This window comes from Psychrobacillus faecigallinarum, assembly GCF_014836595.1.
Lineage (GTDB): Bacteria > Bacillota > Bacilli > Bacillales_A > Planococcaceae > Psychrobacillus > Psychrobacillus faecigallinarum.
This window is the reverse complement of sequence record NZ_JACSQO010000008.1, coordinates 154,624-167,195: the sequence shown is the minus strand read 5'-3', so window position 1 is coordinate 167,195 and position 12,572 is coordinate 154,624. Positions and strand designations below refer to the sequence as shown.

Sequence of the window (12,572 nt, the reverse complement as noted above, 5' to 3'; positions counted from 1 at the left end):
AACATTTCACAAACTAAATCACCCTAGCCTTTAACATAGCCTAACTTTTTTAAAAATAATAATGATGTATATGAAAAAGACAGTTATTCCATTTTTTTGAAGGCTATAGAAGTATTAAGTAATAGAGAATAGAGTCCTTAGCTAATTTAAATTAGAACTTAAAAAACAACACCGCTCATAAATTGAGCGGTGTTATTTATACTTAATTGTAACAGAAAAGAATAAAATAAATTAAGCTATCAAAGCTGTTATTGTATGAAATTTGAAATAGGAATTTTTTTTATTATTATTTACTAATCCTCCACTATTATTACTCACATCTCTCCGTGTGAATAGGCTCTTTTTGCGGCAACTATAGCAATAGGTTACTTTATCATCCTCGTTTTTTTTTTAAATAATTTCCCCTCCCTGTTTCAATATTTATTGTTTAAAAAATTGAATAATTTAAAGGAGAAAGTAACATAAGATTAACCAATAAAGAGACTTCCTAACTTCCTAATCGATTGTGGTATCGTAATATGATTAAAATGCTATAGCATTTGTTTTTTCCGCAACGTTAAATTTCCCGCTTAATAAGTAGCGGTGATATACTAGTGGAAAGGATAATATTGGAACTGGAAAGTGAGATATTAACTTAAAGCAATACATAAAAAAACGTAGAGATTTGCTAATCTCTAAAACAATATTTGATAATTAAAATTACCTTATGGTAGGTAATTCTTATTAAAAATTAACATAAAGGGAGATTAAAATTGGAATACAAAACTAAGATTAGAGCATTTCAAAATTTCAGAACTGAATGGAGTAGGGTAAAGAAAATATATTACGTTACGATTTTTTCCTATGAGGAAACAATCTCAAGAGTAAATGATGAATTGGAAACAAAATTAATTTCTAATAACAATAAATTTCACTATAAAAATGAACTAATATCTAGGTCTCCGAGTGAATTAACAAGGAATTTATCAGATAGATATGCAAATATGTTAAGAGAATCATTGTTTGTAAGGCTTATATCAATTATGGAATTATATTTCAATGATGTTTTGCTAGAATTAGGTGAAATAACATTAAACCCTTTTAAAACAGAGGGCACTAAGGAATATAAAGTCGTTGATTTACTCAACATTAGTGATATAAAGGAAATCCAAAACGAAATTATTCAAAATAAAGTAAGAAATGTTGTATTAGGTGGTTACAAAGAAATAAATAAGTTTTTAAGGACGAAATTAAACATAAATACAGCCAACTCCAACTTAGACGAAACAGAAATAAAGGAGTTATACTCGAGAAGGAATCTCCTTGTACATGCTGGTGGCATCATTGATGGAATTTATTTTGATAATTTTATACAAGGTGGAAGTGAGAGTGTTGGAAAACGCTTAACCGTTCAAGAAGACTATTTTATAGCTTCGTTAGAACTGGTACTTAATTACGTAGAATTTGTTACGATAAAGATTGAAGAAGTTTACGACTTTTCTCAACTTGATTTGAAAAGAAAGCAAATAAAGCAAGCCAAAAGAAGTCAAAAGCTAAGTAATAAAACTAGAGAATTGTCTTGTACAATTATCTTTAAATCTAAGCAGGATATATTGACTTATTTAGATAGACAAAGTGAATTTGGCTTTGATAATAAATATTTATTAGGTAGTATACTTACCGAAACAATTGAGGTTGAGGATTTCATCGTTAAATTAACAGTAAAAGGACGTATAGATATTGTAGGTACATTTGAAGGGTATTATAGAATGTTAAAACGAAAAGAGATAATTAATGACTTTACTATAATTTTTAGTCAACTATACACCACTACTAATGATGAAAACTGGAATACGTAATGTTTACCCGTTCGTTTTAATCCTTTTTCTTTTATTTAAATGTTATATAGTACTTGTTAGAAATTGAGATATTAGAATATGCGGGCTTTATAGTTAAACGAGAATCTTCAAGGGCTATGAAAAGTGGTGGAAGAGGAGCTCGATATACACTCAATCTATGTAATTTATTAGAGGTTATTCCTCATGGGAGATTAACAAATGATCTTCTTAAAAAGTGGTTAACTCATGAGAAAGAGTACACTCAAATTTTCAAAAAAAGTAAATTAGATGAAGTGGAATTGCCGGAATTAGATGAGTTTAAAGAGTTAGGTATCTTATCGTCAGATATTAAAATTTTAGAGAAGTCTAATGCCTATCCATACGGATTAACAGATTATAAAATATCAATATTAAAAAATGCTGGGTATGAATCGGTAAAAGATTTATTCAATGCTAATGATAATGAAATTTTAAAATTAGAAGGAATAAGCTATTATTGGCTTGGAAGGATTAAAAGTGTAATAGGTCAGGCTATTTGGATGTGATTTTAATCAATCTTTTTTATAAAAACTAAATTCCCTGCAAAACCAAACCCACTCATTTGATCAATCTTTTTTCAAAATGAGTGAGTTTCTTCTTTAAAAAAATCAATGGTTGAAGCATACTTTTAATCAAACTTTATTTCAAACCTACAGCCATTTTGCAGAGGATTTCTTTAACATTTTTATTTTCAAAAGGAGTATCATATGGAAAAGGTATTAAAGTTTATAATCGCCATCTCATTATTAATTCTTGCCCTTAATAGTTTCCGTGTTGTTAGCTACCTACGCAACCTCACTGAATTAATGGGAGCATTAATAAACACTACAAATTAGAAGCGATTTATCGTGCTACAAACGGGCACGATGGTTGAACAAGTGATACGTGATTTATTAAGAAATATGGTAAGTAATAAAACGCACAGGCACAAAAATCTGTGCGTTTTTTCTAGCTTATTTTATTGTTAATCAATGTCTAAAACATATGCAAAATCGGTTGCTATTTGACTCGCTATTGGTGATTTTCTCCCCATCTGACGAGCAAAAATCACAACTAAATATCATGCTGGATGATGTGAATTTTAAAGGTCACGGGTTTACCGATAATTTCTTTATTCGTCCTAAAGATGTACTTCCATTTTTCGAACAGTTTAGTCTTGAAAAACTACATTTGCTTAATTCGAAAGTTTTTTATATCTACGTGAGGCAGAACTCCTTAGCCGACCGCCTGAAGTGGTGTCTGCGTGGCTAGACTTAGCAGAGCAAGTATGCGAACGCGAAGATATGCTGGGTTTAGCAGAACATATTATGTATATTGCCAAGAAAGTCAAATAAGCACTCTTCAACTAACGGGTGCTTAGTTAAATATTCGCTAGCCGAAATAATTAATAATATTAATGCGTACTTTAAAGTTAAAACCATAACATTGAGTTACTAACTATAATGTAAAAACCTTATGGTGCAATTAGATGGGTTACCAACTAAAATTAAATATTACGAAAAACCCGTATTTTGTTGCTGTTATTGAATTTTTGAGATACCGACTATAATGTAACTGGACATCCAGTTAGATCATAGTTGGCAACTGATATTTAAATCACCTCTCTAGTTTACTGAGTGGTGTTTTTTTATTGGATAATTATATTAAAATAGCTGATTGCAAAAATTTTCACTTGAACCAACGGAACAGTATGATGAAACCAAGTGGTTATTAAATCGTATGTATTATTAAAATATTTTGACATATTGAACTTTAAAGATGTGTGGAGAAACGATTCTGACATTGTAAAGGAGGTGATAAAAGGTGAGTGTTCAAATTGAATTTGGTGATACTTCTTTAATATTGAATATATCAGGCAAGACAATGGTTACTACATTAAGAAAAAAGATAGAAATTCCTTACAATTCGGTTGAAGAAGTACAAATTAGTAATTTCAAGTTTCCTTTGACAGCTGTAAAAAGAACAGGTATTACTACAATTGGCTATAAAGCTGGGATTTTCATTATTGATAAAAAGAAATATTTCTTATCCTATCATGACGCAAATAAAGTAGCTATCCTTGGTTTGAAAGGATTTGAATTTGACAAAATAGTGGTTGAAAGCGAGGATCCAGAACAACTAGAGAAAAATATCTTGATGCGTTGCTCTCACATAAATGATCAAACGCCCTAATTATATAGGCTCTATCTTCAGGGTCTTATCGTATTTCCAGTGTGACAAATTGTGAAGCAGACTTCAAAGAGGATGCAGAATCCGTTTGGAATTACTATAACAGCTATAATGTTCCAGAATATTTAGCTGTTAAGGAAATAAATGTAATGGTTAGCCAAGGAAATCACAGCTTCCTTGGCTTTTTTAGTTGTTAGGTGAATATCGGCAATTCAGAAGGTGAAGCACTCTTCAGACATATTAAGAGAGAGAATATTGAATTTTGGAGTTAGCAACTATGTTGTAACTGAACAGGTTTTTTCTAATGAGTGGCTTGTCCTAAAAGAAGGATTAATATTGAGAAGAATGAGTTCTTTTTATTGATGAAAATCGTTGTAATCACTTTCTTCTTCCCCATATAACCCATGCCTTGTGGTGGATTCTAGTGTATTTATACCGAAAAAGTGAATCTTTCAACCAACTAGGATTTCTGTTGTATTTATTCAAAAGTTATAAGCCAATTAAGCGTGTTGTCACCAAAATTTGTTAGCGTATAGACAAATTTTTCTTTTTGCCATGTTGCAAGGCTACCTTGATCATTTGCATCAATATGCAGATGGCCATATTGCTCTGGAATTGGCATCATATGTGTTTCCAAAAATTCCACAGTTTCTTTTGCTATCGTTAAGCTTTCCTCTGATTTTTCTGTTGTTGAACGTGCAATAATGGCCCAGCGCCCTTCATTCCAACTTGTAAATATTGAGCCTGCTCCTGCATCTTGATACCCAGTTATACCATGCCCTAAATCAACAGCTTCCCCATCACTGAAAACCGTTTTATCTATTTCTTCACCTGCGGATTTTGCCGTGGCATGTTTAGTAATTACTAACTGCCCAACTAATTGCCCACTTTCTTTTATCTTAGGATCGTTCATCTCTAGTTGTTTGTCTGTTTGATAAAATTCAAAAGTTACAACATTCTGTTTTGAAGAAGCAATAGCCGTTAAATGTTTTCCTTTTGTCACAGGGAAATCTGTTGGTAACTGAATGTCCCAGTCACTCGGGATAATACTTTCGAAATTTGTATTTCTAGCATTACTATCACTTGTTACGTTTTCATTCGATTTAACTGGTTCTTTATATTCTGTTCCTAGCTCTTCTGACTGACCATTATTTATTTCAACATCGTCTACTATTTGTTCAGGATCATCCTTTTGTAAAGCTTTATTATCTTCATTTCCACAAGCAGTCATCATTACAAAAATAAAAGGTAGTATTATTAGCTTTTTCAGCGTAATCCCTCTCTTCTTTTTTGTTTATCTTCTTCAATTGAATTTACCCTAAAAACCTCTTTCAAAAACTAATCTTAAACTAGGATAGCCGGTAGTATAACTTCAATAGGACTAAAAATATAACTCATAATGAGAACAACTTATAGTTGATAACCTATCCAATCATATTCATTTTGTTTAAGTTTTTAGCAAAGATTAAGTTTATAAATTAATGTTTAAATATGGAAATGTTAAACTCGCTTGCTTATAATTCATATAAGCGAACGATTTTTTTATATTGCCATGCCGTATTAAAACAGTAACAAACAAATAAAAGTAGAGAAAAATAGAAGAAAGGTGATGTGTACGATGGAACAAAATACTATAGACATGGAAGCACTTTGGACAATTCGTACGGAGCAATTCAAAAAAATATTTTTAATTGGACTACAAAAACAATTACCACAGTCTTATGAAGAAGAACAGGAACTCTTTGCAAGAGTTGAAGCGAGAAAAAACGAAATAATGGAACAAACATTGACTAGTAACACCTTTATGGTGATACATGACAATGGATCAAAAATGACTGTAGGATTAATGGTTAATAAAATCGAAGAAGTACCGGAAGGGATGGTATCTTTAAGCCTGTCCGCGGAAGAATATGTAGTTTTTAGATTTGAAGAAAAACATATTTGTTCTTTCTGGCGGTATTTTAGTTCCCAGGATAATCAAAAGAAATACGATCTCGATATAGGAAAAGCTAGGCTCGAAACATTTAATGATTCTTTACAGCCAAAAGGAATGACTGAGATTTACTTTCCTAAGGTGAGCAGATCGTTGTGAAATACAGCTCATTAATAAAAGGAGATAATGATGGATAAGCTATTACAAGAAATTATATATTGGGTTAGAATGACGAATGAACAAATTATTATTGGTGTTTCAGGACATGGTGCTGCGGGAAAAACAACGTTTGCCAATAGATTAATAAGCCTACTAAATGAAAATGAAGTGAATTATATTAATACAGATCCATATATTATTACCTCAAACATTCGAAAACATGCCATTATCGACTATACATACCAAAACGAAAATCATCGGTATAAAATGACGGCATGCCATCCATCAGCTCATCATTTAATTTCTTTAGAAAGAGATATTCAAATGGTTAGAGATGGTTTAGATTTATATACGATTGATACAGATTATATGAAAAGCGAGCTAATATCTTCGAAAAACAAAATTACGATTGTAGAAGGAATGAGTGTAGGATTTATTAATCCAGATTTATTTGATTTAAAAATTTACTTCTATACAGATGGTGAAACAGAATTAATGAGAAGGTCGGGCCGTGATATTGTTGAAAGGGGTGCCGATCTGAATTACTTAACACAATCTCATGATGAAAGAAGAATTCAGTACGAAGTGTTTATGCATCCGTACAGTAAGCATTTTGATATCATTATCAAAAATTCTAATGACACAGTTTATATAGAAAAAAATACATTTAAATTTCCAGTTTCATAGATATATGATTACTATAATAACTAACGACATTGACAAAAACATTGTAGAAATATTATATTAGAAGTCCTGCCAACAAACGTTGGCGTAAAGGGGACTGTGAAAAGTTCATTCTTATTTGAAAGAGGATGGATAAAATGAATAAAGAAATGTTAATGGAAAGTGCACGTAACATGAAAGTAAAAGCATATGTACCGTATTCCAAATTCCCGGTTGGAGTAGCATTATTATTAAAAGATGGTACTGTAATTAATGGAGTAAACGTGGAAAACGTTTCATTAGGTGCAACTAATTGTGCTGAGAGAACAGCTATATATACTGCAGTAGCGAATGGTTATAAAAAAGGTGATTTCCAAGCTATAGCTGTAGCAGGCGATACGGTTGATTTTCTTCCACCATGTAGCATTTGCAGACAAGTTTTAGCTGAATTTTGTTTACCTGAAATGCCAGTTTATTTAACTAATGAAAAGAAAGATATATTAGAATTGACCTTAAGAGAATTATTACCTTACGCATTCACAGATTTAGAGATGTAATATTAAGATATAGATATTATTATACAATAAGTATTAGGAGCCTTTTTTATTGAGTTTTCTCAAAATAGGCTCCTTCTATTTGTTCGGAGCGAAGGCGGCGACTCCTAGGGGACAAGCACGGGGGAGAGACTACAGGCTCGACCCGTGCCCCGTCCGTCATAGCGGAGAACAAAGACCTTGGAGAAGACAAAAAAGCCCCGGTAATTTTACATGTCGTAAAATTTTCGGGGCTTTTGGTTTTCTAAGGTGGGTTTTGTCCCAGCCTCTATCGAAGTGTATTAAAATTATTTTAATTTGTCTTTTTCGGGGTAAACCATGTGATAATGAACGCTATCATAGAGATAACAAACATATATAAGTATGTGTTACTTGTTGCACCAATATAACCTGTCGTAGATTCTAAAGAGACATTCAATAATTGAATAGAATAAATTGTCATGATAACTGCTGTACCAATCGCTCCAGCCAGTTGGCGAACTGTATTATTGATCGCAGATCCGTGAGAGGCTAATTCTTTTGGTAATGAATTTAACGCGGCTGTGTTTAATGGCATCGTAATAAACGCCAAACCTATACGTAATAAAATTGTACGAACTAAAATATATGCTGTTGTTGTTTCTGGTGATAAATCAATCACTGCAAGCATGGATAAAGCGATTAAACCTGTTCCTAGAATGAATAAAGGTTTTGCTCCAAATTTATCGAATAGCTTACCGGTTACTGGGGAAAGCATAGCATTGATAATGGCGCCAGGTAATAATAATAATCCTGCTTCAAGTGCTGTAAAACCTCGGCCATCTTGCAAATAAATCGGCAGTAATATTAAATCGGCATACATTAATATTGTAATCGCAATATTGACTATCGACGTCATCGTAAAAATTTTAAATCTGAATACATTTAAATTCAATAAAGGTTCAGTAGCCTTTATTTGTCGATGACAGAATAATATTGTTACAAGCAAACCGGCAATAATTGATGTAATGACGATAAGATCATCCCATCCTTTGCTGCCTGCACTACTAAAGCCAAAAAGTACAAGTCCAAAGCCAACAGTTGAATATATAACACTGATTATGTCGAGCTTTACTTTTGATGTTTCAGCTACATTAATTAAATATTTACTTGCTAGAATAATAATCAATGCTGCGAATGGAACCATGATGATAAATAACCATCGCCAAGATAAGTACTCTAAAATAAAGCCTGCTAATGTTGGTGCAATTGCTGGTGCAAAAATAATTGCAAAGCCAATCTTCCCCATCATTGCTCCGCGTTTTTCAGCCGGATATAAATAAACAATTACAGTCATCATTAAAGGAATGATAATTCCAGCACCTACTGCTTGAACCATTCTACCTGTTAATAGTATGCCGAAATTATTTGCACATGCTGAGATAATAGAGCCTATTAGTAAAAATAGCATTGAGCTAATAAATAACTGACGTGTGGAAAAACGTTTCATTAAGTAAGCTGTGATAGGTACTAACACACCATTTACAAGCATAAATCCTGTTGCTAACCATTGAATCGTTGCCGTGCTTACATCAAAAACAACCATTAAATCACTAAATGCAACATTTAACAATGTTTGATTTAATGTAGAAAAAAAGGTTCCAGTTATCATTATAATAATTAGTAACTTTTTAGTACTATTTGATATTTCATTTTGCATATTAATTTCCTTCCCATATAATACATATTATCGACATAGTGTCTGAAAAATATCATAGCAGAAGAATTAAAACGTCCATATACAATCAAGTCATTTCTGTCGATTAGTAGAAATTTAATATATAAAAGGAATGATTTAAATGTCTTTTAAAGAAGATCCTCGTGCCATTCGTACACAGGAAATGCTTAAAGCTACCCTACTTGAACTGTTACAAGAAGGTCACTCTCTACACCAAATTTCTATTCAAGAATTAACGAAGAGAGCAAATTTAAACCGAACCACCTTTTATTTACACTATCAAAATATTAATGAATTAAAGGAACATTTAACATATGACATTTTACAAGTGCTAACAGACAAAATAGAAAATTTGACTGCCGTTTTTGATAGGAATAGAAAAGAGAACTTAATACAGCTATTGGATTATCTGCGTGAGCAAAGAAATCATATACTTGCGTTAGTGCAGTTTGAACAAGTTGAAAAACATTTACTTTTTTTGATGAAGGATTTGATTGTAACCCGGAGAAATCAATCTAAAAATATAGGAAGAAAAACCTTTGTAGACAAAGATATTAAAACTGCTTCTATTGTCGGCGTCATTATGTGGTGGTTAAAATATGGCTTACATTTAGATTCAGCATATATTGCTGATCAAATCAATCTTATGTATAGAACTTGAGTGTTCGCTACTTTTTATATTGTCCTTTCAAATGCAAAATGTTCCCTATCTATGGAAACAAATAGGGAACATATAATGGCGGCTCCTTCCTTTAAATCAAAAAGTAAAGCAATTGCGCCTCTTGTGGGATGAGTGAGACAGACAAGTCATCACAAATTGATATTGAAAAGGTTAACTGGTTTTACTCCGTTGGGTAATTTTATCTAAACCTTGTTTTTTATTTCCAAAATAAAAAGAAGGAAAAATAAATGTGCATATAAAAAAAGAAAGAGCCAGTTAAAATCCAAGATAGCTTCAAAAGCTTACCTATTGCTAACGGGCAATAAACAATTTATTATCAGTGCTCAATAAATTATTTATTTGATACGTGTTATATTACCTTATCCACATGCTTACTTTTTCATATTCTGTAAGTATCAGTAGGAAAGGGGGTATATATGATGTCTGGATATGAAGGTCAAGGTGGCGGCGGTTACGGTAATAGTGGATCGGGCTTCGTTTTGCTTGTAGTACTGTTTATCCTACTTATTATTGTAGGAGCAAGCTTTATTTATTAAGCATGGTGGAGAATAAGGTAGTGTTTCAGCTTTGACTACACGACTTTTGGTCGTGGGTCATTTTATTTGTCAGTTTTCTACACGATCTTTAAAAAGAAAAAAAAAGAATCAATTAGGTTATAATGATACATTCCCATTTTGTATCTCTTTTCTAAAAAAGTCGACTTCCTCTTAAGTGAGCTAGTCGATTTTTTTTAGCATCTACAATAAAAGTTAGCATATGCAAAAATTTAAATACATAAAAATGCGTGTCATCTTTCATTTCTTTTATACTTGAATTAATTAGAAAAATGTAAAGGATTGTAAGATGTGAATTACGAGGAATTCTGTCATTTATTTTTCTTGAGGTTCAAGTTACTTTAAGGTTTATGATGTATTTAAGGAGGTAATTATTTGAAGCATTCTATTACTATTAAAGAATTATCTAAAAAGACCGGTATTTCCCCAAGCGCAATCAGATTTTATGAAACAAAAGATTTAATTCGTTCCAATAGAAATATGAGCGGCTACAGAGTATATGAAGATGATCAGATAGAAATGTTAAAGTTAATAGCCAGCTTGCGACTTATAAATGTGCCTCTAAAAGATATTCAAAGATATCTCCTAGAAAAAGATAATTTTCGAAAGCACGAGATGGTAACTGTATGGAAGAGCAATCTTGAGAAGCAAAGAAAATTATTAGATGTTAGCTATCGTTTTTTAGATAGCAATTCCTTAAATGAGCCAATTTATTTAAAGGAAAAATCTGAAGAAGTAATTATTTGGTTTGATAGTGAGGGCGAAGTTGGTGAATTTGGTGAGCATATTAAAGCGAAGGCAAAGCTGTTAAAAAGGAGGAACATTACATTTGAGAATTGTTATTTAAGGTATTTATCTGGAGATCATTTTTTAAAGGTAAGGATTGGTTTTGTAATAGACTCCAAAGTAGATTTAGAGCAAATAGAGAGACCTTTTACAATAGAAATTATGCAGCCTTGTATTGTACTTGCACTTCCATTTAAAGAGTCTATTAAGATGGTTAAATATGGGTATTTGAAATTATTGGAATACGCAAATGAAAATGAGTGGATTCCAGTTGGTTCTATAATGGAATGCTATTACGGAAATGATTTTATGGAAATGGAAATTATTTTGCCTGTATTTCATTTAGAGGAAGAGGAGAGGAAGTAATTGTCCAATGAAGAGCTAATATTGAAGTTAGTAAAATTGCAAGGAAGCTATTTCGAAATTGGTGTACAGCAAGGTGAGGAATTACTTACTTCGGTAGCATCTGAAAATCAAGAAATGTTAAAGAAGATGACAGCACATTCAAAATACGAGAAAAGTGAAAAATGGCTGGAGCAAATCTCCCCAAGTATTTTAGAAGAAATCAAAGGACTTGCAAAAGGTGCTCGAATGAATATTCCTCATGCAATTCGATTATATAGTGGATATGATATGGAATTCCCAACAATGGGCTGCACGTCTTTTGTTAGTAATGGCATGTACGTACGGAATTACGATTTTAGTCCAGACTTTTATGACTCAAGATTAGTTTTTATGAAACCAAAAGGTGGGTATGCATCCGTTGGTTTTAGTCAACAAATCATTGGTAGGCTCGATGGGATGAATGAAAAAGGTCTAGTTGTAGGATTACATTTTGTAAACAATGAAGAACGTAAAGAAGGTTTTATGGCCACTACAATAGTCCGTATTCTCTTGGATAACTGTAAAAACGTAGAGGAAGCAATTGAACTGATAGAAAAAATTCCTCATGCCTATTGTTATAATTATTCAATGACAGATAGTAGTGGAAAAGGGGTTGTTGTAGAAGCTGCTTCTAACAACATACATATCAATATAGATAAACAAATCACTTGTACTAATCATTTTGAAGCGCATAGATTAAAAGAAAAAAATAGAAAAGATATACAGAGTTCTATTTTGCGTAAAACGTACTTAAATGAACTATTAACAAAAACACTATCTAAAAATCAGTTGTACCATCAATTTAATGACGGAAAATCTCCACTCTTTTTTAATTATTACAAACAATATTTTGGTACATTACACACAGTTATCTATTCCCCACAAGATTTAAGCATCACGTTTGGAGTAGGTGAAAATTGTAAGCCTTATACAGTAAAATTACTAGATTTTATTAACCAGAACATAAGTCTACCAAGCTCTATTAGAGGAGAAATCAGACAACAGTGAATGTAACGATTGAGGCCAAATTAATCCGATCTCTGTATTCTCAATCATTTTTAAACTAATCAAATTTTATTGGTTTACTTTACTAGCCTCTCATAATTTTTGCATGGGAGTAGTATTATTAGAAAAAG

Annotated in this window: 12 protein-coding genes; 10 read left to right on the top strand and 2 right to left on the bottom strand. The window is 31.9% G+C overall.

Annotated elements, in window-relative coordinates:
• Positions 1–752 precede the first annotated feature (752 nt).
• The 3 genes from H9650_RS15175 (at position 753) to H9650_RS15165 (ending at position 4,028) form a co-directional block, all read left to right on the top strand.
• Positions 753–1,838 (top strand): hypothetical protein, encoded by a 1,086-nt coding sequence (locus H9650_RS15175; protein WP_144541124.1) that lies wholly within the window; start codon positions 753–755, stop codon positions 1,836–1,838.
• 53 nt (positions 1,839–1,891) lie between these two features.
• Complete coding sequence (locus H9650_RS15170; protein WP_144541126.1) at positions 1,892–2,362, top strand: hypothetical protein; 471 nt, start codon at positions 1,892–1,894, stop codon at positions 2,360–2,362.
• A 1,297-nt stretch (positions 2,363–3,659) separates the two neighbouring features.
• Positions 3,660–4,028, top strand: coding sequence for a PH domain-containing protein (locus H9650_RS15165; protein WP_144541128.1), 369 nt, complete (start codon positions 3,660–3,662; stop codon positions 4,026–4,028).
• Between the two features lie 475 nt (positions 4,029–4,503).
• Here the strand turns inward: H9650_RS15165 and H9650_RS15160 are convergent, their stop codons facing one another.
• Positions 4,504–5,259, bottom strand: a complete 756-nt coding sequence (locus H9650_RS15160) for a hypothetical protein (protein WP_144541130.1) — start codon at positions 5,257–5,259, stop codon at positions 4,504–4,506.
• Between the two features lie 384 nt (positions 5,260–5,643).
• Here H9650_RS15160 and H9650_RS15155 point away from each other — a divergent pair, with 384 nt between their 5' ends.
• The 3 genes from H9650_RS15155 (at position 5,644) to H9650_RS15145 (ending at position 7,337) form a co-directional block, all read left to right on the top strand.
• The gene (locus H9650_RS15155) at positions 5,644–6,117 is read left to right on the top strand and encodes a GyrI-like domain-containing protein (RefSeq protein ID WP_144541132.1); all 474 of its coding nucleotides are present in this window, start codon (positions 5,644–5,646) and stop codon (positions 6,115–6,117) included.
• 30 nt (positions 6,118–6,147) lie between these two features.
• Positions 6,148–6,804, top strand: a complete 657-nt coding sequence (locus H9650_RS15150; protein WP_154312091.1) for a uridine kinase family protein — start codon at positions 6,148–6,150, stop codon at positions 6,802–6,804.
• 134 nt (positions 6,805–6,938) lie between these two features.
• Positions 6,939–7,337 carry a cytidine deaminase gene (locus tag H9650_RS15145; protein ID WP_144541136.1) on the top strand — a complete coding sequence of 133 codons (399 nt, stop codon included), beginning with the start codon at positions 6,939–6,941 and terminating at the stop codon, positions 7,335–7,337.
• A 289-nt stretch (positions 7,338–7,626) separates the two neighbouring features.
• On the opposite strand, the gene H9650_RS15140 is transcribed toward H9650_RS15145, so the two are convergent.
• Positions 7,627–9,012: a DHA2 family efflux MFS transporter permease subunit gene (locus H9650_RS15140; protein WP_144541138.1), complete on the bottom strand. Its 1,386-nt coding sequence runs from the start codon at positions 9,010–9,012 to the stop codon at positions 7,627–7,629.
• 139 nt (positions 9,013–9,151) lie between these two features.
• Between H9650_RS15140 and H9650_RS15135 the strand changes: the two genes are divergently transcribed.
• The 4 genes from H9650_RS15135 to H9650_RS15120 all read left to right on the top strand — a co-directional run bounded on the left by H9650_RS15135 (position 9,152) and on the right by H9650_RS15120 (position 12,444).
• Positions 9,152–9,691 carry a TetR/AcrR family transcriptional regulator gene (locus tag H9650_RS15135; RefSeq protein ID WP_144541140.1) on the top strand — a complete coding sequence of 180 codons (540 nt, stop codon included), beginning with the start codon at positions 9,152–9,154 and terminating at the stop codon, positions 9,689–9,691.
• A 440-nt stretch (positions 9,692–10,131) separates the two neighbouring features.
• Positions 10,132–10,248: a YjcZ family sporulation protein gene (locus tag H9650_RS15130; RefSeq protein ID WP_144541142.1), complete on the top strand. Its 117-nt coding sequence runs from the start codon at positions 10,132–10,134 to the stop codon at positions 10,246–10,248.
• 393 nt (positions 10,249–10,641) lie between these two features.
• Entirely contained in the window at positions 10,642–11,418 is a 777-nt protein-coding gene (locus H9650_RS15125; RefSeq protein ID WP_144541144.1) for a MerR family transcriptional regulator, read from the top strand.
• Positions 11,419–12,444, top strand: a complete 1,026-nt coding sequence (locus tag H9650_RS15120; protein WP_151112177.1) for a C45 family autoproteolytic acyltransferase/hydolase — start codon at positions 11,419–11,421, stop codon at positions 12,442–12,444.
• Positions 12,445–12,572: the final 128 nt, after the last annotated feature.